28 protein-coding genes are annotated in these 26,744 nt (G+C 63.0%); 11 read left to right on the plus strand and 17 right to left on the minus strand.

Annotated features, from left to right (window positions below; genetic code table 11):
- A partial coding sequence (locus tag BUA69_RS07530; RefSeq protein WP_143154462.1) for an IS5 family transposase occupies window positions 1-278 on the minus strand: 278 nt, incomplete at its 3' end.
- A 145-nt stretch (window positions 279-423) separates the two neighbouring features.
- On the opposite strand from BUA69_RS07530, the gene BUA69_RS07535 reads away from it, so the two are divergent.
- Window positions 424-1,317: an aminoglycoside phosphotransferase family protein gene (locus BUA69_RS07535; RefSeq protein WP_046134209.1), complete on the plus strand. Its 894-nt coding sequence runs from the start codon at window positions 424-426 to the stop codon at window positions 1,315-1,317.
- Between the two features lies 1 nt (window position 1,318).
- Here BUA69_RS07535 and clpS read toward each other — a convergent pair whose 3' ends face one another.
- Both clpS and BUA69_RS07545 read right to left on the minus strand, forming a co-directional pair.
- Window positions 1,319-1,624, minus strand: coding sequence for an ATP-dependent Clp protease adapter ClpS (gene clpS, locus BUA69_RS07540; RefSeq protein WP_046134208.1), 306 nt, complete (start codon window positions 1,622-1,624; stop codon window positions 1,319-1,321).
- 57 nt (window positions 1,625-1,681) lie between these two features.
- Window positions 1,682-2,020, minus strand: a complete 339-nt coding sequence (locus BUA69_RS07545) for a DUF6968 family protein (protein ID WP_046134207.1) — start codon at window positions 2,018-2,020, stop codon at window positions 1,682-1,684.
- Between the two features lie 142 nt (window positions 2,021-2,162).
- Between BUA69_RS07545 and BUA69_RS07550 the strand changes: the two genes are divergently transcribed.
- On the plus strand, window positions 2,163-2,999 hold the full coding sequence (locus tag BUA69_RS07550; protein ID WP_046134206.1) for an aldo/keto reductase: 837 nt from the start codon (window positions 2,163-2,165) through the stop codon (window positions 2,997-2,999).
- On the opposite strand, the gene BUA69_RS07555 is transcribed toward BUA69_RS07550, so the two are convergent.
- The 4 genes from BUA69_RS07555 to BUA69_RS07570 all read right to left on the minus strand — a co-directional run bounded on the left by BUA69_RS07555 (window position 2,996) and on the right by BUA69_RS07570 (window position 7,984).
- Entirely contained in the window at window positions 2,996-3,463 is a 468-nt protein-coding gene (locus tag BUA69_RS07555; protein ID WP_046134205.1) for a GNAT family N-acetyltransferase, read from the minus strand. The genes BUA69_RS07550 and BUA69_RS07555 overlap by 4 nt on opposite strands.
- A 63-nt stretch (window positions 3,464-3,526) precedes the next feature.
- Window positions 3,527-5,059, minus strand: a complete 1,533-nt coding sequence (locus tag BUA69_RS07560) for a hypothetical protein (RefSeq protein ID WP_046134204.1) — start codon at window positions 5,057-5,059, stop codon at window positions 3,527-3,529.
- On the minus strand, window positions 5,056-5,799 hold the full coding sequence (locus tag BUA69_RS07565; protein WP_046134203.1) for an ABC transporter ATP-binding protein: 744 nt from the start codon (window positions 5,797-5,799) through the stop codon (window positions 5,056-5,058). The genes BUA69_RS07560 and BUA69_RS07565 overlap by 4 nt, the downstream gene beginning before the upstream one ends.
- Before the next feature lie 205 nt (window positions 5,800-6,004).
- A complete protein-coding gene (locus BUA69_RS07570; protein ID WP_046134202.1) occupies window positions 6,005-7,984 on the minus strand; it encodes a bifunctional 2',3'-cyclic-nucleotide 2'-phosphodiesterase/3'-nucleotidase in 1,980 nt (659 codons plus the stop codon).
- A gap of 289 nt (window positions 7,985-8,273) precedes the next feature.
- On the opposite strand from BUA69_RS07570, the gene ypfJ reads away from it, so the two are divergent.
- Entirely contained in the window at window positions 8,274-9,185 is a 912-nt protein-coding gene (gene ypfJ, locus BUA69_RS07575) for a KPN_02809 family neutral zinc metallopeptidase (protein ID WP_046134201.1), read from the plus strand.
- A gap of 59 nt (window positions 9,186-9,244) precedes the next feature.
- Here the strand turns inward: ypfJ and BUA69_RS07580 are convergent, their stop codons facing one another.
- Window positions 9,245-9,988 (minus strand): hypothetical protein, encoded by a 744-nt coding sequence (locus BUA69_RS07580; protein ID WP_046134200.1) that lies wholly within the window; start codon window positions 9,986-9,988, stop codon window positions 9,245-9,247.
- The gene (carA, locus tag BUA69_RS07585) at window positions 9,985-11,184 is read right to left on the minus strand and encodes a glutamine-hydrolyzing carbamoyl-phosphate synthase small subunit (RefSeq protein WP_046134199.1); all 1,200 of its coding nucleotides are present in this window, start codon (window positions 11,182-11,184) and stop codon (window positions 9,985-9,987) included. The genes BUA69_RS07580 and carA overlap by 4 nt, the downstream gene beginning before the upstream one ends.
- 340 nt (window positions 11,185-11,524) lie before the next feature.
- On the opposite strand from carA, the gene BUA69_RS07590 reads away from it, so the two are divergent.
- Window positions 11,525-12,043 carry a DUF308 domain-containing protein gene (locus tag BUA69_RS07590; RefSeq protein WP_046134198.1) on the plus strand — a complete coding sequence of 173 codons (519 nt, stop codon included), beginning with the start codon at window positions 11,525-11,527 and terminating at the stop codon, window positions 12,041-12,043.
- Window positions 12,044-12,151: 108 nt separating this feature from the next.
- Window positions 12,152-12,607 carry a GatB/YqeY domain-containing protein gene (locus BUA69_RS07595; RefSeq protein ID WP_046134219.1) on the plus strand — a complete coding sequence of 152 codons (456 nt, stop codon included), beginning with the start codon at window positions 12,152-12,154 and terminating at the stop codon, window positions 12,605-12,607.
- Window positions 12,608-12,647: 40 nt separating this feature from the next.
- Here BUA69_RS07595 and BUA69_RS07600 read toward each other — a convergent pair whose 3' ends face one another.
- On the minus strand, window positions 12,648-13,289 hold the full coding sequence (locus tag BUA69_RS07600; RefSeq protein ID WP_046134197.1) for an HD domain-containing protein: 642 nt from the start codon (window positions 13,287-13,289) through the stop codon (window positions 12,648-12,650).
- A gap of 90 nt (window positions 13,290-13,379) precedes the next feature.
- Window positions 13,380-14,573: an MFS transporter gene (locus BUA69_RS07605; protein WP_046134196.1), complete on the minus strand. Its 1,194-nt coding sequence runs from the start codon at window positions 14,571-14,573 to the stop codon at window positions 13,380-13,382.
- Window positions 14,574-14,777: 204 nt separating this feature from the next.
- Between BUA69_RS07605 and BUA69_RS07610 the strand changes: the two genes are divergently transcribed.
- On the plus strand, window positions 14,778-15,350 hold the full coding sequence (locus tag BUA69_RS07610; RefSeq protein ID WP_046134195.1) for an HdeD family acid-resistance protein: 573 nt from the start codon (window positions 14,778-14,780) through the stop codon (window positions 15,348-15,350).
- Here the strand turns inward: BUA69_RS07610 and BUA69_RS07615 are convergent.
- Window positions 15,347-15,718, minus strand: a complete 372-nt coding sequence (locus BUA69_RS07615; RefSeq protein ID WP_046134194.1) for a hypothetical protein — start codon at window positions 15,716-15,718, stop codon at window positions 15,347-15,349. The genes BUA69_RS07610 and BUA69_RS07615 overlap by 4 nt on opposite strands.
- Before the next feature lie 80 nt (window positions 15,719-15,798).
- Between BUA69_RS07615 and dnaG the strand changes: the two genes are divergently transcribed.
- From dnaG to BUA69_RS07640, 5 genes are all read left to right on the plus strand, one after another.
- Window positions 15,799-17,751 carry a DNA primase gene (gene dnaG, locus BUA69_RS07620; protein WP_046134193.1) on the plus strand — a complete coding sequence of 651 codons (1,953 nt, stop codon included), beginning with the start codon at window positions 15,799-15,801 and terminating at the stop codon, window positions 17,749-17,751.
- A 192-nt stretch (window positions 17,752-17,943) separates the two neighbouring features.
- Window positions 17,944-20,004, plus strand: coding sequence for an RNA polymerase sigma factor RpoD (gene rpoD / locus BUA69_RS07625; RefSeq protein WP_046134192.1), 2,061 nt, complete (start codon window positions 17,944-17,946; stop codon window positions 20,002-20,004).
- Between the two features lie 69 nt (window positions 20,005-20,073).
- Entirely contained in the window at window positions 20,074-20,364 is a 291-nt protein-coding gene (locus tag BUA69_RS07630) for a DUF2442 domain-containing protein (RefSeq protein ID WP_046134218.1), read from the plus strand.
- A gap of 24 nt (window positions 20,365-20,388) precedes the next feature.
- Window positions 20,389-20,679 (plus strand): HlyU family transcriptional regulator, encoded by a 291-nt coding sequence (locus BUA69_RS07635; protein WP_046134191.1) that lies wholly within the window; start codon window positions 20,389-20,391, stop codon window positions 20,677-20,679.
- A 113-nt stretch (window positions 20,680-20,792) separates the two neighbouring features.
- The gene (locus tag BUA69_RS07640; RefSeq protein ID WP_046134190.1) at window positions 20,793-21,014 is read left to right on the plus strand and encodes a hypothetical protein; all 222 of its coding nucleotides are present in this window, start codon (window positions 20,793-20,795) and stop codon (window positions 21,012-21,014) included.
- 50 nt (window positions 21,015-21,064) lie between these two features.
- Here BUA69_RS07640 and BUA69_RS07645 read toward each other — a convergent pair whose 3' ends face one another.
- The 5 genes from BUA69_RS07645 to BUA69_RS21150 form a co-directional block, all read right to left on the minus strand.
- Window positions 21,065-22,105: an LLM class flavin-dependent oxidoreductase gene (locus BUA69_RS07645; RefSeq protein WP_046134189.1), complete on the minus strand. Its 1,041-nt coding sequence runs from the start codon at window positions 22,103-22,105 to the stop codon at window positions 21,065-21,067.
- A gap of 126 nt (window positions 22,106-22,231) precedes the next feature.
- Window positions 22,232-22,921 carry a tellurite resistance TerB family protein gene (locus BUA69_RS07650; RefSeq protein ID WP_046134188.1) on the minus strand — a complete coding sequence of 230 codons (690 nt, stop codon included), beginning with the start codon at window positions 22,919-22,921 and terminating at the stop codon, window positions 22,232-22,234.
- Window positions 22,922-23,110: 189 nt separating this feature from the next.
- On the minus strand, window positions 23,111-23,491 hold the full coding sequence (locus tag BUA69_RS20940) for a hypothetical protein (protein ID WP_052950400.1): 381 nt from the start codon (window positions 23,489-23,491) through the stop codon (window positions 23,111-23,113).
- Window positions 23,492-23,660: 169 nt separating this feature from the next.
- The gene (locus BUA69_RS07660; protein ID WP_052950399.1) at window positions 23,661-24,176 is read right to left on the minus strand and encodes a TIGR00645 family protein; all 516 of its coding nucleotides are present in this window, start codon (window positions 24,174-24,176) and stop codon (window positions 23,661-23,663) included.
- A gap of 125 nt (window positions 24,177-24,301) precedes the next feature.
- Window positions 24,302-26,476 (minus strand): OmpA family protein, encoded by a 2,175-nt coding sequence (locus BUA69_RS21150; protein ID WP_046134187.1) that lies wholly within the window; start codon window positions 26,474-26,476, stop codon window positions 24,302-24,304.
- Window positions 26,477-26,744 lie beyond the last annotated feature (268 nt).

Consider the following 26,744-nt stretch of genomic DNA (forward strand, 5'->3'; position numbering starts at 1 on the left):
GAGTCGATGAACTGCATGGAGTCCGGGGACTTTGCGGCAAGAACCTGGAACACCCGCACCCACACGCCAGCCTTGGCCCAACGGTTGAAGCGGTTGTAGACCGTTGTCGAGGGTCCATAGCGCTCGGGCAGGTCGCGCCAGGGCGAACCGGTTCTCAACACCCAGAATATGCCGTTCAGGACCCTGCGGTCGTCTACGCGCGCAACCCCGCGCGGCTTGTTCGGCAACAGGGGCCTAATGAGTTCCCACTCGACATCTGTCAGATCAAATCGCGCCATCGCACCCTCCGATTAGCCTGGAGAGTGAATCACGATGGCGCCTAATCGGGAATCCCGTTTATGAGTTCAGAACCTAGCTCAAAGCTGGCGTCAGACAGTGACGCGGCTATGCTGTCGGCTCGATTCTTTGCGGGCGGGACAGCAATTGACGGATGATCGCATCGAAATCAGTGCTGATGACGTGCAGGCGCTGGTCGCGGCACAGTTTCCGCATTGGGCGCATCTGCCGGTGCGACCGGTCCTGCAGGGAGGCTGGGACAACAGGACCTTCCATCTCGGCGAACGGATGAAGGTGCGGCTGCCCAGCGCGCAGCGATATGTGGCTGCGGTCGAAAAGGAAAATCGCTATCTGCCGGGTCTGGCGGCGCAATTGCCGCTGCCGATCCCGGTGCCGCTGGCCATCGGGTCGCCGGGGCAGGGCTACCCCTATATTTGGTCGGTCTATGACTGGCTGGAGGGCGAGACCGCTTCGGCCCAGCGTATTGCCGACATGGCAGGTTTCGCCGCGGACTTGGGAGAGTTCCTCGTGGCGCTGCAGGCTATCGACGCCAGCGATGGACCACCGGCGGGCGAGCATAATTTCCATCGGGGCGGCGCGCTCAGTGTCTATGACGGCGAAACACGGGCCTGTATTGCGGCGCTGGGTGAGCGGATCGATGGCGCCGCGGCATTGGCGGTGTGGGAGGCTGCGCTCGCAGCGACCTGGCACGGCAGGCCGGTATGGGTGCATGGCGATATCGCCGCCGGCAACCTGCTGGTCCGGGATGGGCATCTGGCCGCGGTCATCGATTTCGGCAGTTCGGCGGTCGGCGATCCTGCGTGTGACCTGGTGATTGCCTGGCTGTTGTTCAGCGGGGAGAGCCGGTCGGCATTTCGCCGCGCCGTGGCTGCGGACGAGGCGGTCTGGGCCAGGGCGCGGGGCTGGGCGCTGTGGAAGGCCCTGCTGGTGATGGCAGAGGACCGCAATACCCCTCCGGCCGAATTGCCTGCCGCTGCGATTGTCGAGACTGTGCTGGCCGAGCATCGTCTGGCGCGCTGAACTATTCCTCGGGCTCGGTGGTGAACAGCAGTGGGTAACCCTTGCTGCGGGCAATTTCGGTCGCGCGATTGGCCTTGGCCTCGGCGATCTCCCTGGTGAAGACGGCAACGACGCAGGCGCCCCTGGTATGGGCGGTCAGCATGATCGCCAGCGCCTGAGCTTCGGGGACCCGGAACTCGGCCTTGAGCAGGCTGACGACGAAATCGCGCGGGGTGAAATCGTCATTGATGAGGATGACCTTGTGCAGTGGCGGCCGGGCGGGCTTGAGCACGGTCGCGGTGCGCGGCTTGGTATTGGTCTGGGTCATGGAAGCTCCTCCTGCGATGAGGAGCGGCCAGTATAGCACCAATAGCGGTCGATGCGATCACTTGCCGTCGTCGGTCGCATCCTGGCCGACGAGCCGATGGCGCAGATTACCGATGGCTGGAAAACCGTAACCGCTGCCGGGCGTGTCGAACATCAGTGCACCCTGCTGGTGATACGGGCTGGCATAGAGATCGCTGGCTATCCTGTGCAGGGTGAGGGTCAGTGCCTGGACTGCGTCCATGCCATGGCCGGCGCTGGATCGCGCCCCATCGGGCCAATCGATTTCGTAGCGGCATTTCCAGGACCGCCCGGCATGTTCGGGGGCATGGATACGGACCTCGCACGGAAGCCTGCTGGCGCCGGTGATGATGTGGAGAATACGGGTGGCGATCAGCATGGTGGTCGTTCCTAGCTGGCTTCCCTCAATCGCGGCTGACCATGCCACTGCAAGCCGCGAGGGCGCAAGTGACCGCATGATGAACCTTTGGCGGGCTGGTGGGTTTTGCGTGGAGCCAGCAATCGCCGCAGAGGAGCCTTTCATGACCAGTATTCCCAACATCGCGCTCAATGACGGATATGACATCCCCCAGATCGGTCTCGGGGTGTGGCAGATAGACAATGACAAGGTCGGCGAGCCGGTGCGCGCCGCTATTGATGCCGGCTACCGGCATATCGATACGGCCCAGGGCTATGGCAATGAAAGCGGTGTCGGCCGGGGGATTGCCCGCAATGGCATCGATCGCGACGAGTTGTTCATCACCTCCAAGCTGCGGACGCGGGACCAGGGGTATGACAATACGCTGCGCTCATTCATGGGGTCGCTGGACCGGCTGGAAATGGACTATCTGGACCTGTTCCTCATCCATTGGCCGGTGCCGGAGCAGGACAAATATGCCGATACCTGGCGGGCCTTCGTTCAGCTGCAGCGCGACGGTCGCATTCGCTCCATCGGCGTATCGAACTTCCTGCCCGAGCATATCGAGCGGATCGTCGACAAGACCGGCGTGGTGCCGGCAATCAACCAGGTTGAGACCCATCCCTATTATCAGCAGCGCGCCATCAGGGACTTCCACACCAAGCATCGGATCGCGCTGGAAAGCTATAGCCCACTCGGCGGCGGTGCGGTTCTGGGCGACAGGACCATTGGCGAGATTGCGCTCAAGCATGGCAAGAGCCCGGCACAGGCGATTATCCGCTGGCACCTGCAGGAAGGGCTGATCGCTATTCCGAAGTCGGCCCATGCCGACCGGATCAAGGCCAATCTTGAGGTGTTCGATTTCGAGCTGGACGCCGAGGACCTCAGACGGATTGCCGCACTGGATCGGCCCGATGGCAAGAAGCTCACGCCACCCGAGCAGATGAACGACCTGTTCTAGAGCTGCAGCTTGAACCCCGCATGGGTCGGCTTGAAACCGAGGCGGGCATAGAAACGGTGGGCGTCGGTGCGGATGTTGTTGGAGGTCAGCTGCACCATCTCGCACCCCGCCTCCCGGCACCGCTCGATGGCCCATTGCACCATGGCGGAGCCATAGCCGGTGCCGCGTTGGTCGGGCCGGATATGCACATGTTCCAGCAGGCCGCGTTTCAGGCCGAACTGGGGCAGCCCGGGAATGATCGAAATCTGCAGGGTGCCGATGATCTCGCCGGCTTTCTCGACCACGATCAGGCGATGGGCCGGATCGGCGTCAATTTCATCCAGCGCTGCGCGATAGCGGGGATCGCCGAGGGTTGCCTGATCAAGCGGCGGTGCAGCGGCACCACGGGAATCCCCGGCGTGCCCCAATGTCAGGATGGTGGCGATATCGGCGTGGGTCGCGTCGCGAAACAACAGGTCGGCCATGGTAATCCCCGCAGTGTGGCTGCCACTATCGATGGAAATCGGGGCGATGCAAGTCCGGACAGGCTAGCGACGCCGGGGACTGATCAGCCGGGCCAGCAGCAGGACGAGGACTGCGGCCAGAGCCGGCGCCAGCGCCAGCCAGGAACCAGCGGCCCAGAGAGCGCCGGTGCCGGCCCACATGATGGAGGCAAAGGCCTCGCTGAGGGTGGCGGCGCGCGAGGCGACCTGGCGGCGGCGGAACATCGAACGCCTGGCGACCACCCGGAACCAAAGCTGGATGGCGGTTGCCGAACCGGCCGACAAGGCGGCGCAGATTGCGGTGATCGCAGCCATCTGCACGGAAGACAGGGCGATCAGCACCAGCAAGGGCGCCAGCACGGCGGCAATGATCACCAGCACCGCCTCGATCTTGGCGATCAGCACCGAGCGCGGCGATACCGGGGCGGTGACGACCAGATCGTGCGCGTCCTCACCGGAGATGGCGAGCCAGGCGAGGCCGCCGGCCAATTGTCCCGAAGCCATGACCAGCACCGGTACCACGACGACAAAGGCGCCGGCGCTGTTGCCATAATTGATCCAGAGCATCAGTGCGGGCGGCAGCAGATAGAGGATCTGCATCAGCGTCTGCGACAGCAGCCACGGATCGCGCTGCAGCAGGCGCCATTCCTTGAGGCGCAGCACATGGCGCTGGGAGGCGCTGCGGAAGCGGCGGCTCGAGGGGCGGCGCTGGGTGCGGACATGAGACAGGCCGGTGGCGGAAATGGCGTGGCGGCCATAGCTCGAGGCGGTGACGGCGACGGTCAGCAGCAGGGCGCCAAAACCGATGATGGTGACGGCGAGCAATGCCAGGGGGGCACCCATGGCGGCGCGGGCCGGCAGCCAGAGCAGGCTTTGCTGATCAGGCGTGGCGGCGACAATTTCGGCCGATTGCAGCAGGGTAAAGCGCGAATAGCTGCCATAGTAGAGGATGGCTGCGGCCTGAATGCCAATGACAAAGCCGGCGCCAACGATTGCGGCGACGATCTGCGCGATCAAGCGGGTGCGCTTGGGGCCAACCAGCCGGAACAGCACGATGGTGATGGCGACCGCGATGGCGGCCGACAGGGCGCCGACCGAGGTGAGCACGCCATAGGCGGCGAGCCAGTGGGGGCCATCAAGCAGCGCCAGCATGTTGATCAGGGGGCTCGCCAGGAGACAGGACAGCAGCACCGTCGACAGGGCGACCGCGCCGGTGCGGACGGCAAAGAGACGGCGGGAGGAGGCGGGCGAGGACAGGATCAGATCGAGGTCGGAGCGGGCGTAATAGACGCGGGTGACCGATTCCAGTGCCTGGGAGAGCATGACCGACCAGAACAACAGGCCGCCGCCGGTCAACAGGACCAGTGTTGGCTTGTCGGGCGTGATGCCATCGGCGACCCAGGGCGCGACAAGTCCATAGGCGAGCAGATGCAGCAGCGCGGCGACGACAGCGAGTACGGCCAGGAGGACCATGCCGCGGGTCCGGCGGCCGCCGCTCATCATGGCGAGCCATTCACGCCAGGCGAGATTGAGCTCGTGGCGGGCGAACCAGGCTATCGAGGCGGGAGCGGTGCTCATGCGGCAGCCGGTTCGGCAGCAACCAGGTCGAGGAAGATTTCCTCAAGGCTGGTTTCTCTCCCGACGCGGGCGCGCAGTTCGGCCAGAGTGCCTTCGGCAATCAGGCGGCCATGGGCGATGACGCCGATGCGTTCGGCCATGCGCTCGGCAACTTCGAGAATATGCGTGGTCATGATGACGGTGACGCCCTGGCGGACCTTTTGCAGCAGCACGTCCTTGACCTGGCGGGCCGAGCCGGCGTCGAGGCCGGTCAGGGGTTCGTCGAGAATGATCAGCCTGGGGTCATGCACCAGCGCGCCGGCGAGGGCGACCTTCTGCAGCGTGCCCTTGGAGAAGCTGCCGCAGAGATCATTGGCGTGGGGAGCGAGCCCCAGCCAGTCCAGCAGCTCGTGCGACTTGGCCTCGGCGGTATGGGCGTCGATCTGCCAGAGACCGGCGACGAATTCGAGATATTCCAGCGGGGTCAGCCGGTCATAGACCATCGGTTCGTCGGAGACCCAGGCGACGATCTGCTTGGCGGCGAGGGGATGGCTGCGGACATCGATGCCAAAGATTGCGATGTCACCGGCATCGGGCTGCAACAGGCCCGCGACCATGCGCAGGATGGTGGTCTTGCCAGCGCCATTGGGGCCGAGCAGGGCGTAGAACTCGCCGGCGCGCACCGTCAGCCCGAGATTGTTGATCACCGGGCGGTCGAAGCTCTTGGCGAGATTGGAGATGGCGAGGGCAGGGACCGTCATGGCGTCGCTCCGACTGGAAAGCCGGGTGAGCCTATGCGGCCTGTGTTTCCCGCCCGTGAATCGGCAGCGTTAAGATTTTGGCACTGCGGCCGGCGAGTTCATGGAGGACAAGACCGGCGACCGCCCTGAAATCCTGATCTCTGCGGGATGTGGGGATCGGGCCATGGGTGGTCCCCCGCGAACGGGAGACCACAGGGCAAGGAAATCAAAGCGCGATGCGATAGATGCCGAAGCCGGTGTCGCTGGTGTCGCCGGTCGCCTCGATCTTGACCGCGGTGACGTCGTCGAGATGCTCGGCGGCCTTTGGACCGGTCTCGAACAGCACGGTTGTGTCGCCAATGGGGGCGAGGGACCAATTGCTGTCAGCCGACGGGTTGATGGTGCCGTTCTCGACGATGAAGCGGACGATCAGGTCGCGATTGGTATCGGGGCCCTTGAAGACGATGACATCGGCGCCGATGCCCGGGAAGGTGCCGCCGCCGCCCGCGCGGTAATTGTTGGTGGCAACGATGAACCTGGCGGCGGGATCGATCGGGGCGCCGTTGAACTGCAGGTCAGCGATGCGGTTGGCGTCGGGATTGAGCGTTTCCTTGCCGTCCGAAGAGTATTTGGAGGGCTGGGTCAGGTCGATCTTGTAGGTGACGCCGTCGATGATGTCGAAATTGTAGGACGGGAAATCCGGATTGATCAGGGCGGCATCCTTGGCGCCTTTTTCGACCTGGTTGAAGATGCCTGCCGAGCGCTCCAGCCAGTTCTTGACGTCGGCGCCGGTGATGGCGACGGCCTGGATGGTGTTGGGATAGAGGTAGAGGTCCGCCACGTTCTTGATGGCGACCGGGCCGACCGGAACATCGGTGTAGTAATCGGGACCGCCACGGCCGCCCGACTTGAACGGCGCAGCCGCCGATAGCACCGGCAAGGCTTCCCATTCGGTGCCCTTCATCATCTGCTGGATGTACCAGGTCTGCGCCTGCGAGACGATCTGCACCGACGGGTCGTCGGCCACGAGGGCGAAATAGGAGTGCAGCGGGGCCGAGGTTTCGCCGACGGCGCGGCGCACATATTCGAGCGTTTCGCCATGGTCGGTCTGCGCCGCGGCCGCGACATCGGCTTCATTGTCGACCAGCGGATTGACCTTGCCCTCGACGCGCTCGAAAATCGGGCGGGCTTCGGAAGTGTGGGAGACAATGCTCCACTTGCCGGCGGCGTCCTGCTCGAGCAGCAGGTCGATCAGACCCATATGGCTGCCCCAGAAACCAGCCATGACGGCGGGCTTGCCATTGAGGGTGCCGGCTTCGTTGTCGACGCCTTCGATATCCTTGTAGTCGGTGCCCGGGAAGACCAGGTGATGGTGGCCAGTCAGGACCACGTCGATACCATCGACGGCAGCCAGCTGCAGCGAGGCGTTTTCGGCGCCGGGGACATGCTCGCCACCGGCAATACCCGAATGGGAGAGTGCGACGATGATGTCGGCACCCTCTTCACGCATCTTGGGCACATAGGCCCGGGCGGTTTCAACGATGTCGCGGGTGTTGACCTTGCCGGTCAGGTGGGTGGCGTCCCAGGTCATGATCTGCGGCGGCAGGAAGCCGATCAGGCCGATCTTGATGGTCTTGGTGGCGCCGGAGCCGTCGGTCAGCGTCTTTTCGACGATGCGATAGGGCTCGATATAGGTGGTGTCGGACAGAGGATCGGCGGCCAGTTCGCCCTTGACCAGATTGGACGAGACGAAGGGGAAGGTCGCGCCGGCGAGGGCCTTGTCGAGGTAATCGAGGCCGTAGTTGAATTCGTGATTGCCCAGGGTTGCGGCGTCATAGCCGAGCGTGTTCATCGCGGCGATCATCGGATGGACATTGCCGTCGAGACCCTTCTCATAGGCGACGTAGTCGCCCATCGGATTGCCCTGGATGATATCGCCATTGTCGATCAGCATGGAATTGCCGGCTTCGGCGCGGATCGCTTCGATCAGCGCGGCGGTGCGGGCCAGACCCATCGTGTCGTTCGGTGCATCGGCATAATAGTCATAGGGAAAGACCGCGACATGCAGGTCGGTGGTTTCCATCAGGCGCAAATGGGCCTGATTGGACTGGGCGCTGACCGCAAACGGGTGCAGCACCGCCATGGCGCCGACGCTGACGGAGCCGGCCAGGAATGTGCGTCGGGATATCGTGGGATCGAATTTCATCGCATGTCTCCAAGACTATCAACTGGGTTGAAAAATCCGTCACACGGGCACGGCTGGGCAGAGCCAGCGCGGTTTCCGTGGCGTCATGGTTCTCCTCATGCCGCCGGCAGGTGACGCTGCGATGACGGTGGCGAGAGGGACGGTATGGATTTTTGATCGCTTGGTCAATTTTGTTGAACGGGCCGTGTTTCGACCCTTCGATAGCGCTGGCGCGGAACCCTTTGCGCGCGATAATGCTTGTTGAGTGGTGGGCGGTGCGACCCCCGCGGAAATCATGAGGACCAGCCCGATGAAATGGCGCGGACGCGAGCGGAGCAGCAATATCGAAGACCGGCGCGGGCAGGGCGGTGGCCTTGGCGGGTTGGGCGGCAGTCCGTTCGGGCGTAGCGGCGGCATGCGCATTCCCACAGGCGGACGCTCGGGCGGCGTTGGCGGGATGATCGGCATCATCGTGGTGCTGGGCATTATCTGGATGGTGACCGGACAGAGTCCGCTCGACATGCTGGCCGGCGGCGCACCCAGCACGTCCTCGGCGTCCTCGACGCAGCTGCCAGCGGAGGGCCAGGATGAACTGACCGATTTCGTCGGTGTGGTGATCAAGGAAACCGAGACCATGTGGGGCGAGGTCTTCGCCGCATCGGGGCAGGATTACCCCGAGCCGACGGTGGTCCTGTTCAGCGGCCAGGTGAACACGGCCTGCGGGGCCGCCGATTCCAGCACCGGACCGTTCTATTGCCCGGGCGATCAGAAAGTTTACATCGACCTGAGCTTCTACGACCAGCTGCGCCGCCAGTTTGGCGCGCCGGGCGATTTCGCCCAGGCCTATGTGCTGGCCCATGAAGTTGGACACCATGTGCAGAACCTGACCGGCGTGCTGCCGGAGTTCAATCGGCGCCGGCAGGCGATGGGCCAGGACGAGGCCAATGCCTATTCGGTGCGCATCGAATTGCAGGCCGATTGCTATGCCGGGGTATGGGCCAATTATGCCGGCCAGCAGAACCTGGTCGAGAATGGCGACTTCGAGGAAGCGCTCAATGCCGCCGACCAGATCGGCGACGATACGCTGCAGAAGCGCATGCAGGGCTTTGCCGTGCCCAAGACGTTCAATCACGGGACGTCGGCGCAGCGCAAAACCTGGTTCGAACGCGGCTACAGGACGGGCGACGTGAACCAGTGCGATACGTTCGCGGGCAATGTGTAGGCAGACTGGCGCGTGACTTGTCGGCTGGCTGAGATTGGCCAGCCGGCCCAAACGTCCCACTAGAGCGGGTGCTGCATCCAGAGATTGGGCTCGATATAAGTGGCCCGATCGGCAGCGAGATCGACCTCGAGCGGTGCGAGGGCGCCAGCAATGGCGTAAAGCCCCGAGGCCGGGAAGCGCAGGCCGCTCCAGTCCTGCCATTGTGCAATTGTGCCGGTCATGGTCATCGAGGCCATGGCCGGGCCGATCACGGTGGCGCCAAGCGCCTCATGGGTGCGCAGCCAGGGGTCGAACGGCGTGCCATCGGGGCGGCGCCAGCCGCAATAGGTGGCAAAGTCCTGCAACGGATACAGCGACTTAAGGGTCGGACGAACCGGCGCCACCATGCTGGTGAGCCCTGCAGCATGGGCCGGCGGCTTCATAGCGCCAAGCAGACGTTCGGCCAGGCCGGTGCCACGATAAGCCGGGCGGATGGCGACGGAGAGGGCGGAGAGGGCATTGACCGGCATGCCCTGGCGCGCGGCGGTGACACCGAGTTCGAGCACGGCATCCCAGCCCTTATTGGGGAGTGGCGCATCGGGGTCGCGCCAGAACGGTACGCTGTTGCCGAGGCCGACAACAGCCCCGCTCGCATCATCAACCGCAAGGGTCTGAAAATGAGCGAGCGCGGAAAGATAGAGATCATCCCAGTACTCGGTCAGCGCGGCGGTGATCAGATAGGCCGGCCAGATCTCTTCGCCCATGGCAGATGCCGAGGCGACGAGATCGGGCCGTTCGGCCACACTGATCAGGCTGACACTCAAGCCTTGGTGAATTCCGGCTTGGTCTCGAGGCCCTTCTGGGCGCGGACGTGGTTGATGAAGCGCGTGAACAGGTAGTGGCTGTCGCGCGGGCCGGGGCTGGCTTCGGGATGGTACTGCACCGAGAAGATCGGCTTGCCATCGACCGAGAGCCCGGCATTGGAGCCGTCGAACAGCGAGATATGGGTCTCGGTGACGCCAGCGGGCAGGCTTGCCTTGTCGACGGCGAAGCCATGGTTCATCGAGGTGATCTCGACCTTGCCGGTGGTCAGGTCCTTGACCGGATGATTGGCGCCGTGATGGCCCTGATGCATCTTGGACGTGGTGGCGCCGAGCGCGCGGCCGAGCAATTGGTGGCCGAGGCAGATGCCGAAGACCGGCTTGCCGGTTTCCATCAGCTTCTGGATGGTGGGCACGGCATATTTGCCGGTCGCGGCCGGATCGCCGGGGCCGTTGGACAGGAAGATGCCATCGGGATTGTGCGAGAGAACGTCGGCAGCCGTGGCAGTGGCCGGAACCACCGTCACCTTGGCGCCCTGATCGGCGAGGCACCGCAGGATATTGCGCTTGGCGCCGTAATCGATGGCGACGATATGGAATTCAGGCTTGTCCAGCGTGCCGTAGCCTTCGCCCCACTTCCAGCCGGTCTGGTCCCAGTGATAGGTCTGGGCGGTGGTGACTTCCTTGGCCAGGTCGAGACCTTCAAGGCCTGGGAAGGCCTTGAGTTCGGCCATGATCGAGGCGTCGTGGAAATAGCCGTCCTCGGCGTGGGCGATGACGCCATTGGGCATGCCATGCTCGCGGATCTGGGCGGTCAGGGCGCGGGTGTCGATCCCGGTAATGCCGATAATGTTGCGCTTCTTGAGCCAGGCATCCAGCTTTTCAGCAGCGCGGTAGTTCGATGGGTTGGTGATGTCGGCCTTGAGCACGACACCGCGGACGCCCGAGAGCGCGGCCATGTTGACCGTCTCGATATCCTCGTCATTGGCGCCGACATTGCCGATATGGGGGAAGGTGAAGGTGACAATCTGGCCCGCATAGGACGGATCGGTCAGCACTTCCTGGTAGCCGGTCATGGCGGTGTTGAAGCAAACCTCACCCGCCGCATGGCCTTCGGCGCCAATGCCGTGGCCCTCAAGGCGCGTGCCATCGGCCAGGATCAGAAGGGCGGTCGCGGGTTTTTTCTGCCAGCCGGTCACGGTGGGTCTCCAGGATTGTTCTCGCACAAAATGTACCGGGCGGCTGAGGGCGCGTCCGTGACTTTGGCGTTTCGCTTTCGGTTGAGGCCTCCTCATAGAAGCAGCAAACCGGCTACGCAAGGGGCGCAACACCATTTGTTCCGGGATATGAGAGGCAAAACCCGGCGGTTCAAGGGCATAGACCGCTTGCGGACATTGCGACGCAGGGGCCGCGCCGGGGCGCCAATATTGTACCAGCTTGGCAAGTCTGAGCCGAAAGTGCAGTATTCGTGCGGGTTTGAGGATGGAGGGAATCGTTATGGTCGCGTTGGCCGCAACAAGTAAGTCAAATGCGATGCCGATGGCACTGCGCGCCGGCATCATGGTGGTTGGTGGGTTGCTTGGCCTGTTCTGGCCATCAGGCGCACTGGCCACGCTGGTTACCATCGGCGGCGTGCTGATGATCCTGGATGGCGGGCTCGGCCTATGGCGCCTGGCATTTGCGCTGGAGCGGTCCTCGCAGTTCTGGGCTACGGTGGCGCGTGGCGCTGTGGCGGTAATCGCCGGCCTGATGATCGTGGGCTATCAACTCAGTTCCTCGGCGCTGGGTGAGTCGGGCCTTGTCACTACCATTGCCGTGCTTGCCCTGCTGGTGGCGGCGCTGGATCTCTATCTGGCAATCGCCAGCCGCGACACTGCCCCCAAGGGCAGCTTCTGGCCATCGCTGATGGGCGCGGCGCTCTATGCCGCATTCGGCCTGCTGCTGCTGTTTTTCCCGATTGCCGGGGCAATGACGCTGATCAAGATCGCCGGTGGCCTGATGCTCGCTTATGGCGTGTTTCTGATCTACAGCGTCTGGAACGTCACGCATACTGCGTGATTGAGAAATTGGCCGCGCCATACCATATGGGTGGCATAGGCTAGATTTGGGCCCCCGGCCGGCGATTGACGCCAGCCGGGGGCTGTTTTGTTCGAAGAGGTAAAACACATGCGTGAAGAGATCAGTGAAAGCCTGAAAGTGGCACTCAAGGCTCGTGACCAGCGTCGGACGGCGACGCTGCGGGCGATCAATTCCGCCATCCAGGACAAGGACATCGCCATCCGCACCGAGCAGCGGGGTCCGACGACAAATGAGGAAATCCTCTCGATCATTCAGAAGATGGTCAAGCAGCGCGAAGAGAGTTTTGCCATTTATGCGCAGGCCGGGCGCACGGACCTGGCGACTGTCGAGAAGGAAGAAATCGACATCCTCAACGAGTTCCTGCCCAAGGGGCTGACCGATGAGGAAGTCGAGGCGGCCATTCGTGCTGCCATCGCCACCACGGGCGCCGAGGGCGCCAAGGACATGGGCAAGGTGATCGCCCAGTTGAAGGTCGACTATCCCGGCCGGATCGATTTCGGCAAGGCCAGCGGCAAGGTCCGGGCTCTGCTGGCCGCCGGCTAGATTGAATTGGGAGGCGCCATTCGGTGCCTCCTTTTTGTATTCAGATCTCGTCGAGGAATTCTTCGAGAACACGGTGCAACCGTTGTTGCCGAATGGTTGCCAGCTTGCGGCCTGCGGCGGTGTTGAAGCCGTCGACCAGCTTGAACAGCTTGGTCTGGAAATGATCGATGGCGAAGCGCCGGTCGTCATAGTCGCGATGCGCGGCCGTGGGGTCGGCGGGATCATAGAGGCCGCTGCCCATGCGTCCGGCGATGTAGAAGCAGCGCGCTGCCCCCACCATGCCGATGGCGTCCAACCGGTCGGCATCCTGCAGGATCTTGGCCTCCAGGGTTTCCGGCGCAATGCCCGCGGAAAAGCTATGGGTCAGGATGGCATGGGCGACTGCGGCAATTGCATCTTCGGCCCAGCCCAGTTCGCGCAACAGACCGCTGGCCTTATCAGCGGCGAGGGCCGAGGCCTGGGCGCGCAGGGGGGAGTTCTTTTCAACCGCGACGCAATCGTGCAGCAGGGTGGCGGCGGCGAGGATCTCGCCTTTGCCGCCCTCGGCGGCGTGAATGGCGCGGGCATTTTTCCAGACCCGCTGCAGGTGCGCGACGTCATGGGAGCCGTCGTCACCCGAGACGGCGTGCGGCAGCAATTGGTCGGCAAGGTGCTGGTAGGGGGCGAAGGCGATAGCGGACATTATTGGCTCCGTCGAAGGCGCGAAGCTCATCCGAGTCGGTGGGTCGCGCAAAGCGAAAAAGGCGGACCGGAGCCCGCCGTTTTCGCTTTGCTATTCGGCAGGAACCCCGCTGAGCGCCGGCGGCGGGGTGGCGCCACTGCGCTTTTCCCAGACATAGGAGAGGACGGCGATGGCAACTGCAAGTAGCAGAGCGCCAGCCCCGATCCAGGGCAGGTTGCGATAGCCAAAGCCGTTTTCCAGCAGCGCCGCGCCCAGTACAGCGCCAATGGCGATGCCGATATTGAAGCCGGTCGGGATCAGGGCCGAGGCCAGATTGGGCGCATCAGCCGCCCAGGCCAGCACGCGGGACTGCACCGGCGAGCCGAAGGCGAAGTTGACGCCGCCCCAGGCGATGACGGTGACGGCCATGACAATCGCATAGGGGCTGGCAAAGTAGATCGCCATGTAGATGGCAGCCTGCAGCAGCATGATGACGATCAGCGACGGCATCAATTTCCAGTCGGCGAGGCGCCCGCCGATGAACACGCCAATTGTGGAGCCGACGCCGAACAGCAGCAGGATCCAGGGCACGGTGTCCTTGTCGAGCATGGTTATTTCGATGAGCAGCGGGGCGATATAGGTGAACAGGCTGTATTGCCCGATCATCACCAGCACGACGATGGCCAGCGAGGTGACGATCTGCTGGCGGCCCAGCGCCTTGAATTCGCGCATGAAGCTGCCGGTCGTGGCGCCCTGGCCGGCAGAGGCCGGCAGGAACAGCGCAGTGGCGATGGTGGCGAGCAGGCCGAGGACGCCAACGGCCCAGAAGGTGGCGCGCCAGCCCAGGGCATTGCCGATGGCGGTGCCGGCGGGAACGCCCAGAATATTGGAGACGGTGAGGCCGGACAGGATCAGTGCCACGGCAAAGCCGCGACGATCCTCGGGGACAAGGCTGACGGCGACGATGGCAGCAATGCCGAAATAGGTGCCGTGGACCACCGAGACGATGACGCGCGCGGCCATCAGTAGCTCGAATGTCGGGGCGATGGCGCAGAGGACCTGACCGAAGGTGAAGCTGGCGCCCAGCAGCAGGATCAGGGTCTTGCGGCTCAGCTTCTTGGTCAGCACCGCCAGGACCGGGCCGCCAATGGCGATGCCGATGGCGTAGCCCGAAATCAGGAAGCCAGCGACGGGAATGCTGATGCCAAGGCCGCTGGCGACATCAGGCAGAATGCCGGCAATGACGAACTCGGCCGTGCCGAATGCAAGTGCGGCAAGGAACAGGGCGATAAGGGGCAGGGACATGAATCAATCCGCCACGGGCGGGCCTCGATGGAAGAGGGGTCAAACCACACCAGCCGCCGGCAGGCAATGAACAAGTTCTCCAACGCGTGATAGTTTCTGTCACCGCACGGTAATGACTTGCTTTTTGGTGTTTGGACCGTCGCAAGGCTGGGCTAAGCTCGCATGGGGACTCGACGGGGGTCCGTCACAACGGAGGGTTCGACTATGGCGGTTTCGTCCAATATGGCCAACCGGTTTGCATTCGCGACAGCCTTGCGCGGTCTGCTGATGTTGCTGGCTGGTATCTATGCCGTGTTCTGGCCAGCGCAGGCCCTAACCGTGCTGGTCCTGGCCGGTGGTATCCTGCTGGTTATCGACGGGCTGCTGGGCCTGTGGAGCCTGACTTTTGGCGGCGGCAAGAGCGGCAATTACTGGTTCGACGTGGTGGCCAACGTGCTGTCGCTGATCCTGGGCGTGCTGATCCTGATCAGTCCCTGGATTGCCACGGTGCTGACCGCGACATTCCTGGTTTATCTGGTGGCCCTGTCGGCGCTGATCGTCGGCGGCATGCAGATTTACATCATCATCAAGGAGCGTGACAGCTATGCGCGCATCTGGCCGGTGCTGCTGTCGGGCGCGATCTATGTGCTGTTCGGTATCGCGCTGTTCCTGGCGCCGCTGTTCAGCGCCGTGCTGCTGGTGGTGTTCTCCGGCATCCTGCTGATCTTCTTCTCGTTCGGCCTGTTCGGCTGGGCCTGGCGCCTGCACAAGATCGGCAAGGCAGTTGAGTCAGTCTAGCGATAGATGATCGTGACACCGGCAGGTTGATCCTGCCGGTGGATTTGTGCATCGGGCGGCAGTGTCAGCTCGAGATTGCCAAAACCATCCCAGCGCGGATCGAGGTCATGATTGCCTTCGACCGACAGGAAACCGGTGGCATCATTGGCGAGCGCCTGGCCGACAGGCAGGATCGCAGCCTCGGTATTGGCGCCGCATGCGCCTGAAAACACCACCAATTGCCTGCTACCATCGGGCGCTGCCACAGTCTGGGTGACGTTATTGCCGCATTCGGGCACGAGGCCGACCAGAAACCACAATAGGGCGCCGACCAGAAGGCCGGGCACCAGGGCCAGGGCGAGAAGGCTAAACTGCCTGGATTTGCGCATAGGGATCGATCTCGCGATTTGAGCCTGTGGAAAAACGCGCGACAGGTGACTTGCGCGCTCCGAGTGCTTACTTACACCAAATGCGCTTTTCCGATCAGTTCCTCGACGAGATCCGTCAGCGCCTGCCGATAACGCAGGTGGTGGGCGAACACGTGCTTTGGGACAAGAAAAAAAGCCAGCCGGGGCGCGGCGATATGTGGGCCTGTTGCCCATTCCATGGGGAAAAGAGCCCAAGCTTTCACGCCGATGACAGACGCGGCATCTATCACTGCTTTGGTTGTGGCGTGAGCGGCGACCACTTTCGCTTCCTCACCGAAAAGGCGGGCATGAGCTTCCCCGAGGCAGTGGAGAAGCTGGCCGGCATGGCTGGCGTGCCGATGCCGGCGCGCGACGAGCGGGTGGAAAAGCGCGAGGCGGCGCAGCGCTCGCTGATCGACGTGATGGAACTGGCGACCAAATATTTCGAAGCGGCGCTGCAGCACAATATCGGGGCGCGGGCGCGCGGTTATCTGTTCGATCGCGGCGTTTCCGCGCAGAGCCAGACCCGTTTCCGGGTCGGCTTTGCTCCAGACAGCCGCAACGGGCTCAAGGAACATCTGGCGCAGAACGGGGTATCAGCGCAGGACATGGTCGCCACCGGGCTGGTGGCGAGCCGGGAGGATGACCCGCTGACCTATGATCGGTTCCGCAATCGCGTGATGTTCCCGATCATGGATTTCCGCGGTCGGGTCATCGCTTTTGGCGGGCGGGCGCTGTCGGCCGATGTGCCGGCGAAATATCTCAACTCGCCCGAGACCGAACTCTTTCACAAGCGGCAGACGCTGTATAACGGGCAGATGGCCCGGCAGGCGGCGCGCGATGGCAAGAGCGTGGTGGTGGTCGAAGGCTATCTCGACGTGATTGCAGCGGTTTCGGCCGGGTTCGAGGGCACGGTGGCGCCGCTGGGCACCGCGCTGACTGAAGAGCATGTGCAATTGCTGTGGCGGATGAGCGATACGCCGATCCTGTGCTTTGATGGTGACAAGGCGGGGCTGAAGGCGGCCGAGCGCGCCGCCGATATCGTCCTGCCCCATCTCAAGCCCGGCCAGACCGTCAAGATCGCCACGCTGCCGGAGGGGCTCGACCCAGACGATCTGATCAAGGCGCAGGGGCGGCAGGCCTTTGCCGACGTGCTCGACCGGGCGCGCAGCCTCTCGGATGTGATCTGGAGCCTGGAGACCGGCGGGCTGGTGCCCGAAGCGCCTGAAGAACGCGCCGCGCTTCAGGCACGGCTGCGCGAGCGCGCCAATTCCATCCAGGACAGCTCTGTGCGCTTTCATTACGGGCAGGCCTTTGACGAAAAGCTCAAGGCGTTCTTTGCCCCGAGCCGGCAGGGGCGGTTCGAGCCGCGCGGTGGCAGGCCGGCCTATGGACAGGGCAAATCCTATGGGCAAAGCGGCGCCTATGGTTTCCCGTCTCGTGGAACGCCGCGGCTGGTGGTGTCCGATACACTGCGCAATTCGCGCCTGCTCAAGCCCAGTGCCGGGGCCGATGCCTCGCCACGCGAGGCGGCGATCATCCTGAGTCTGGTCAATCACCCGGCTCTGGTGGAAGAAAAATTCGAAACGCTGGCGGCGATCGATTTTGAGACACCTGCGGCTCACAAGGTTTTGAGCGAAATTCTGGCGCTGGTGGTGCGGCATCACGATATTTCTCCGGCCGACCTGCGCTCGGCGCTCGGCGTGCGCGGACATGGCGAAGCGCTGGACAGAATGTCGCAGGTACTGAGTCGGCAGGGTGTGTGGCAAATATCGGCCGAGATCGCCCAAATCGATGCCGAGACCGGTTTGAGTCACGCGCTGGCCTTGCATAACAAGAAAGTTCAGCTAAATAAGGAACTCAAGGCAGCCGAAGCGGCGCTGGGCGAAGACCCGAGCGAAGAAACCTTTGAAAGGCTGCGGGACATCAAGAACCAGATTACCACTGTCGATGGCACAGAGGCATTGATCGAAGGATTTGGTTCGTTATCGGGACGCGCGACACGCAGTTTTTAGGGTTGAGAGCCTGAAAACCTGCGAGTACGCGCGGTTTTGCATATGGCGAAGTATGTAAGATCCTCCGATGCGAGCCCGGTAGAACCGCCGCACGTTAACTCTTGGTTTACCGAACCTTTACCTTGCCTTGAGTTGTCACCACTTATGACCTTACCGGCACCCGGCCGCTGACGGGTCCCGACGGAGCACACGATGGCCACCAAGGCAGCAAGTAAGAATACCAAGGACACCGAGAAGCCGGAAACCGGCGCCGCCGAGGCGCCAAATGACAGTCCGCTACTCGACTTGTCTGATGCCGCCGTCAAAAAACTCATCAAGGTCGCCAAGAAGCGCGGCTATGTGACGTATGAGGAATTGAACGCGGTCATGCCTTCGGAAGAAGTTTCTTCCGAGCAGATCGAAGATATCATGTCGATGTTCTCGGACATGGGCATCAATGTCGTCGACGAAGACGAGGTCGAAGAGACCGAAGTCGAGAAGGACGAGGAAGAAACCGGCACCGAAGTCGCGCCGTCGACGGGCAGCGCTGTTGCCACCACATCCAACACCAAGGCCGGTGCCGATCGTACGGACGATCCCGTGCGCATGTATCTGCGCGAGATGGGCTCGGTCGAACTGTTGAGCCGCGAGGGCGAAATCGCCATCGCCAAGCGCATCGAAGCTGGCCGCGAAACCATGATCGAAGGGCTCTGCGAGAGCCCGCTGACGTTCCAGGCCATTATCATCTGGCGCGATCAGTTGGCGCAGGGTGAAATCCTTTTGCGCGACATTATCGATCTGGAAGCTACCTATGCCGGCCCCGACGCCAAGCAGGCGGCACCGGATATGTCGGCCATCCACACTGCGCCGCGCCAGGATGTCGTTGCCGAGAAGCCCAAGGCAGCGCCCGCACCGCGCCGCGCCGCCGGTGGCGACGACGATTACGTCCCCGAGGAGCCGCAGGCGCCGCAGGACCCGGTTGCCGACGATGATGACGACGAATTCGAAAACGCCCTGTCGCTGTCGGCGATGGAAGCCGAGCTGAAGCCGCAGGTCGTGGAGACCTTCGACCGTATCGCCGAAGCCTATGGCAAGATGCGCGTCATGCAGGACAAGCACGCGATCGATCGCAGTGCCAGCGTCTCGGACTCCGACGTCAAGAAGCTCGAAGCGCTGCGCGCCGAAGTGATTGCCGACGTGAAGTCGCTGTCGCTCAATGCCAGCCGTATCGAAAGCCTGGTCGAGCAGCTCTACGACATCAACAAGCGTCTGGTGAAGCTGGAAGGGCGCCTGCTGCGCCTGGCCGAAAGCTATGGCGTCAAGCGCGAGAAGTTCCTCGAGAGCTATTACGGCCAGGAAGTGAACCCGGCCTGGGAAGCATCGCTGGAAAGCTTTGAAGGCAAGGGCTGGGGCGAATTCGCCCGCCGCGAAGCCGACACCATCCGCGAAATCCGCGGCGAGATCGCCACGCTGGCGACCGAGACCGGCCTCAACATCGCCGAATATCGCCGTATCGTGCACAAGGTGCAGAAGGGCGAGCGCGAAGCAGCGATTGCCAAGAAGGAAATGGTCGAGGCAAACCTGCGTCTCGTGATTTCCATCGCCAAGAAGTACACGAACCGTGGCCTGCAGTTCCTGGATCTGATCCAGGAAGGCAATATCGGCCTGATGAAGGCCGTCGATAAGTTCGAATATCGTCGCGGCTACAAGTTCTCGACCTATGCGACCTGGTGGATCCGCCAGGCGATCACCCGGTCGATTGCCGATCAGGCGCGCACCATCCGTATTCCGGTGCACATGATCGAAACGATCAACAAGATCGTTCGGACCAGCCGCCAGATGCTGCACGAAATCGGCCGCGAACCGACCCCCGAGGAGCTCAGCGAAAAGCTGCAGATGCCTTTGGACAAGGTCCGCAAGGTGCTCAAGATCGCCAAGGAGCCGATCTCGCTCGAAACCCCGATTGGCGACGAGGAAGACAGCAATCTGGGCGATTTCATCCAGGACGTGAACGCGATCCAGCCGATCGACGCCGCGATCCAGAGCAATCTGCGCGAGACCACGACCCGCGTGCTGGCGTCGCTGACGCCGCGCGAGGAACGCGTGCTGCGCATGCGCTTCGGTATCGGCATGAACACCGATCACACGCTCGAAGAAGTCGGCCAGCAGTTCTCGGTGACCCGCGAACGTATCCGCCAGATCGAAGCCAAGGCGCTGCGCAAGCTCAAGCATCCGAGCCGCAGCCGCAAGCTGCGCAGCTTCCTCGACAACTAATATTGCAGGCCGGCTCCCGAAAGATCGGGGGCCGGTGAGCATGACCAAATGGGCGGAGTGCCAATCGACATGCCGTCCGTTCGTCTCAAGGTTACCAGCATCAGGGCGATTGTCCCGTTCAAGCTGGTGCTCACGTTTTCCGATGGATCGGGCGGCACGTTCGATGCGGCCCCGATGATCGGCGAGCGGGGAGAAGGCACGGAAGCGCTGCGCGACCGGGCCTATTTCGGCAAGGTAGAGCTCGCCAATGGCGTGCCGACCTGGCCAAACTATTTTCACGTTTCGCCGGACTGGCTGCGTGAGGAAATGGAAAAACGCGGCGAACTGCAATTGCCGCTGCCGGTACGGCGTCGCCGCTGACCGGCTGGATAGGGAGACTGGACGATGTCTTTTTTCAAGAAGCTCTTTGGTGGTGGCGGCGGCGAAACTGCGCCAGCCGGCGACAAGGTGCTCGGTGAAGAGCAGTACAAGGACTTCCTGATCAAGGCGATTGAGATGCGGGCCGGCAGCGAATTGCAGCTGGCGGGCATTATCGAGAAGACCATCGCGGGCGAACCGAAAACCTATCGTTTCGTTCGCGCGGACCGGATGAGCTCCAAGGACGATCTGATCGCCCTGGCGCTGGCCAAGGGCCGGCAGATCATCGACGAGCAGGGCGAGCGCATTTTCAGCTAGCCGCGCCTGCGACTAAACCGGCGCAGTTCTGCGCCAGACATTAATCTGCAATTGCTGTGCCCGCCGGATCTATGGTCCGCGTGGGCGCAGCTTGCCGCACAGGAGTTATTCCCATGGCCAAGAAGCCAACTGCCCGCAGTGAATTCGTGATGTTCGACGTGATTTACGAGGATGGCAGCCAGCGCTCTAACCGGAAGGTCGACGGCAGCCTGTTGGGCGGCCTCGATGGCGACGAGCCGGCACGGACCGCCATCATGGACCAGGACCGGGCCATCTCGGAAAAGTCCGGCCTGCCGCCGCTGGCGATCAAATCGATCAAGCGCTCAGGCAAGTAAGAGTTTTGGATCGGCGCATCTCGGGTGCGCCGATTTTGTTTTGGGTGAGCTTACTTGCCCAGCGCCTTGTCGATCGCCGGCTTCACCACAGTCCCGTAGAGTTCGATGGCCTTCATGACCTTGTCATGGGGCAGGGTGCCGACGCTCAGCTGCAGGCCGAAGCGGTCGTGCTTGAACCATTCGTGCTGCATCAGGATCTTGTCGATGATCTCCTGCGGCGAACCCATGAAGTAGGCGCCATTGGGGGTGGTGCTGGCGTCGAACTGCGCCCGGCCTGAGGGTGGCCAGCCGCGTTCCTTGCCGATGCGGTTCATGGCGGCGCTATGGGCCGGATAGGCAGTGTCGCGCGCATCCTGGCTGTCGGCGGCGATGAAGCCATGCGAGCTGATGCCGACCGGCAGCGTGGCGGGATCGCGGCCGACCTTTTCGGCGGTTTCGCGGTAGAACTTCACCAGCGGCTCGAACTGCCTGGGCTGGCCGCCAATAATAGCGATCATCAGGGGCAGGCCATAATAGGCGGCGCGGGCCACCGAATTGGGTGTACCTCCGACGGCGATCCAGATCGGCAGCGGCTTCTGCTCCGGCTCGGGATAGATGGCGATGCCGGGGATCGGCTTGGTATGGGCGCTGCCCGGCCAATTGATCTTGCCGCCCTCGCGGATCTGCAGCAGCAATTCCAGCTTTTCCTCGAACAGGGTGTCGTAGTCGTTGAGGTCGTAACCGAAGAGCGGGAAGCTCTCGATGAACGAGCCACGGCCGGCCATGATTTCGGCGCGGCCATTGGAGAGCAGGTCCAGCGTGGCGAATTGCTGCCAGGTGCGGATCGGATCTTCCGAGCTGAGCACCGTAACGGCAGTCGAGAGGCGGATGGATTTGGTGCGCGCCGCGGCAGCGGCCAGGATGGTCACCGGGGCGGTGGCGACAAAATCGGGGCGATGGTGTTCGCCGAGCCCGTAGAAATCGAGGCCGAGCTGATCGGCGAGTTCGATCTCCTCCAGCAGATCGCGCAGGCGCTCAGCGGGGCTTTGCAGCGCGCCGCCGTTCAGCGGATCGGGGGTGTTTTCGGCGAAGGAATAAAGTCCGAGTTCCATGGATTGACCTCTTGGTTGTCCCAGAGATGGCCGCTGCGCCGGAGGCGATCAAGAACGCACATGGGTGTAACCGCTTAACCCGAAACGAAAATGCCCTCCCGGTGGGGAGGGCATTGCATTGGGTGGCTAAAGATTGCTGCCCGATGGGGTATAGGCGAAGGGCGAGGCGGCGACCGGGCTGGGCTCAAGCGGCTTTTCGCCGGCCGCCTTGTGGATTTCGGCGACCAGCGCCGGATCGAGCTTCAACTTGCTGGCGAGCACATCGAGATAGGCCCGCTCGGACGCAGTATCGGCGGTGATGGCCACCAGCGAGGCAGCATAGATTTCGGCGGCATGGGCCGGGGTATCGGCGCGGGCGACGACGGCGTTGATATCGAGCGGGCTGGACAGTTCGTCAAACACCCAGGCCTTTTCGGCTGAACTCAGTGTCATCGACTCAAGCTTGGCGAAGATGGCTTCCTTCTCGTCGCCATCGATCTTGCCGTCGGCCTTGGCCGCCGCGATCATGGCGCGGACCAGGGTCTTGCCCAATTCTTCCTGGCCCTGCGCGTCGCCTGGGGCGGGGATGAAGGCATCCTGGGCGGGGACGGGTGCCGGCGCGCCGCTCTGGTTCTGCTGGTAGCTCTGCCAGGCCTTGTAGGCGAGGCCGCCAACCGCAGCCACGGCGCCGATCTTGACCGCGTTGCCGGTCAACTTGCCCAGGCCGCCACCACTCAGCAGCATGCCGGCGGCGAGGCCCGCAGCACCGGTCATGGCGGTGCGCTGGGTATTCGGATCGGTCTGCAGGGCTTTGACGATCTGGTCGATGTTGAACATGGCAGTCCTTCGCATTTGTTCTTTTGTAGCGCTCGCACGCATTTGGTGCGTCAGGCGGGCATTGGCAAGAGCCGTGCGCGCTACATTTCAACTCGCTTGCCGGCAAATATGGAAAGACCCCGGCGGGGCGGCCGGGGTCCAGGGGGATGCCTCAAGGGGAGGGACGGGGCATCAGGGGAGATCGAAGGCTTAGTTAGCCGGGGCGGCCGGAGTCGGTTCCACAGCGGCCGGAGCATCAGCGGCCGGAGCCGGTTCAACTGCCGGAGCGGCGGGCGCCATTTCAGTCGCCGGGGCGGCCGGGGTCATCGGGGCCGCTTCGGCTGCGGGGGCGGCCGGGGCTTCAGTCATCGGCGCGGGCGCCGTGGCCGCCGGTGCTTCGATCGCTGGCGTGGTGTTGACGTCAACGGAGGTCGCCGGGCCCGAATTGGCCGAGAAGACAAGGTAGCCGATGGCCAGAAGGGCCAGCACAACGATGATGCCGACGAACCAGGCTGTGCCACTGCTTTCGCGGGTATAGACGGTCCGGTTTGCATCGTTGGTATAAACGGTATCGCGGTCAGGGTTTGCCATGATGTCGCTCCTTTGTTTCACCGTATGGCAAAGAAACGCGGGCTTTTTGATTTCGTTCCCGAGTTCGTGATCACGCTGTCAACGGTTTATCGCAGGCAGAATTTCGGGTTCTGTACCAACGGTTTGGGCCGGGGCGGAAATTCGCCTTCCGGTGTCCAGACGCGGATATCTAGAGGTCGGGACCCCGGTCCTTGCCAGGCTTTTTTGAAATCTTGTCGATCAGGGCCAGGAACAGCGCCGACAGGATGAACGTCAGGTGCAGCACCGTATACCACATGATCTGGTTGTCGGTGTATTGCGGCACGTTGAGGAATATCTGCAGCAGATGGATCGAGGAGATCGCCACGATGGTGGAGGCGACCTTGATCTTGAGCGAACCGGCGTCGATCTGGCCGAGCCAGTGGACATCGTCCTCATTGTCGAAGCGCGAGACGAAATTCTCGTAGCCCGAGATGATCACCATCACCACAAGGCTGGCGATCAGGGCGGCGTCGATCAGCCCCAGGATCTTGAGGATGGTTTCGGTCTCGTCGAGATCGAACAGATGCGAGGCGAAGTCGACCAGCTTGATGCCGAAGGTGATCGCATACAGCGCCAGGGCGACGCCCAGCCCGATATAGAAGGCCACGAGCAGCCAGCGCGATGCCAGGATGACGGTTTCGACAAAGATTTCCAGCCGCTTCATTCTGAACTCCGCTCGGGTGGCGCAGGAATTAGCAAGTTTGTGGCCGCGCGCAAGACGCCCATTGCCACAGGCACAAGAAAGGCCGGGCAAATTGCCCGGCCTCCAGCTTCAGGATCGGCTTGCCGCTAGTTGCTGGCCATGGTGATCAGCGGCGTGATGCGGCGGATGGTGACGCGGCGGTTTTCTCGTTCGCCGGCTTCCGTGCGGATTTTGAGGTAGCGCTCGCCATAGCCCTGGGTGGCCAGGTTTTCCGGCGGGACGCCATAGAAGTCCGTCAGGATGCGCGCCACCGTGGCGGCCCGGAGATCGGACAGCTGCAGATTGGAGATATCCGAGCCGACGGCGTCGGTATGGCCCTCGATCAGAAAGGTTTCCGCCGGATTGGTGTCCAGCAGGTCGAGCATGGCATTGGCGACCTTGGAGAGCGAGCTCACCTGGTCACGGCTGATCGTCGCCGCGCCTGTGTCGAAGGTCAAGCCGCCGACTTCGAGCTTGCGCACGCTGTCGCGCACGCGGGCCGAGCGCTTGACCTCGTCGATCGAGTAGAGACGGGCAACCTGTTCCACCGGTGGCTGGCGGAAGAAGGTTTCCACCTGACGCTGATCGGCGTCGCGGGCATCAAGCACATAGTCACGCACCGGGATGTTCAGGCGCAGCGGCGGCAAATCGAGCCCCGGGTCACGCCATTCGAGCAGGTCGTTGTCATAGCGCTCGTCGAAATAGGCGAGCACGTATTCACGCCCTTCGGGAGTAATGCGCGAACGGCGCAGGATATCGCCATTGCGGTTGCGCACCGTGACGATCTGCGAGCCATCGGCACGCTGGATAGTCTCGCGGACGCGACCATTGCTCAGGCGCTCGTAGAACACCTCGTCCTGCTGATTGTCGAAGAAGCGGTCAGTATCCTGACCGGGCGTATTGACGATCAGCTGGGTGCCCACCTGCAGAATGATCTGGGTGAGATCGGCGAGATTGTTCTGCACAGCAACATTGGTGGAGTTGTCGACGATGTTGTTCTGCGTATTGTTCGTCGTATTATTGACGGTGTTATTCGTCGTGGTCGTGTTGTTGGTAACGTTGTTGACCACATTGGTCTGGTTGATAACGGTAACGTTCTGGGGCAGTTGCTGGGGCTCCAGGGCCTGCAATGTCACGGCTTCGCCGCGTTCCTCGGCAACCGGCATCGGTGCTTCGGTGGCGGTGAAGGCGGACTGCGCCGCGGCATCATCAACCGGCGGCGCGGCGATCGGAGTTTCGGCAACTGGCGGGGTAGCCGGAGCCGTCTGACCATCAACCGGCGCAATGTCGAGATCCTTGGCGCTGTCGAGGACCGGAGCGATCTGCTCCTCGGTAATGCCCTGCGGCATGTCTTCGATGATCTCGGCCGGCGCAGCTTCCACCGGGGCTTCGGCAGCAGGCTGCTCGGCCGGCGTCACGGCGGGCTCGGCTGGAGTGGGGGCCGGCATGTTCGGTACGCTCGGCAGTTCAAGGCCGCGTTCGGCCAGGCACTGCTGAATGTCGGCATAGCCGGCGCTGCTGCATAGAGCGGTGATTTCGGCCTGTGCGGCAGCCAATTGTGCCTGGGCCGTCGCGGCATCGCCGCCCGCCATCATATCGGCAACAGCCGAGTTGTAGAGATCGACCTGGGCCTGCAGGCCGGCAGTGATATCGGCGGACGGTGCTTCGACAGGGGCAACTGGAGCTTCCTCGGCAGGCTGCTCGACCGCCGGAGCGGGTTCAGCGGCTGGCTGTTCCACTTCAGGAGCAGGCTGTTCGGCGACAGGCGCCTCAATGGCAGGAGCGGGTTGTTCGGCGGGTGCCTCAACTGCTGCGGCCGGCTCCGCCGCTGGAGCGGGCTCGGGTTCTGCTGTCAGCTCTGGAGCAGGCTCGGGTTCAGGCGAAGCTTCTGGCTCCGGCTCGGGCGCAATTTCAACTTCAGGGGCCGGTGCCTCGAGCGTGGGCTCTGGCTCGGGCGCCGGCTCTTCGATCACTTCGGGGGCCGCTTCCGGCTCAGGCGCGGGTTCAGCGACAGGTTCTTCAACCGGCGGCGGGGCTGGTTCGGCGGCAGGCGCATTCAGCGCGGCGATACATTCGTCAATGCTCGCATAGCCAGCAACGATGCACTGCTCGGTGAAGGCGGCCTGCGCTGTTTCCAGCGCTGCGGCATCGCCCGACGACTGGGCTGCGGCATAAGCCTGGTAGGCAGCGATAAGGCCGCCGTCCTGAGCGCGAACGCTCAGAGGAGCGAAGGCCAGCAGCCCCAGGCTGGTGCCGGTCAGTAGCCAGTTTCGTATCCGCATTGTTTCTTTTCCTTTTGTCGGTTCGACACAGGGTGTCCGAGTCTGGGTGCAGCATCGCTGTGCCATCCTGAACGGCAGCTGAATGCTAAAAATTGCTGAGAATCTTCAAGCATGGCCAGAACGCCTGGAGTTCTGCAGGGTTCCGGAATTGCCATCGCCAGCTAAGCGGGCAGATGATGGCGCCATTGCGGCTTGCGATGGCGGGCCGTGTGTCCACGGCCCCGCAGGGTGGCGTCGGCGCCGGGGGCGTGCTAGTCGGCAAGCACAG

Origin of the sequence: Devosia limi DSM 17137 (assembly GCF_900128975.1) — a bacterium.
GTDB classification, from domain to species: Bacteria; Pseudomonadota; Alphaproteobacteria; order Rhizobiales; family Devosiaceae; genus Devosia; species Devosia limi.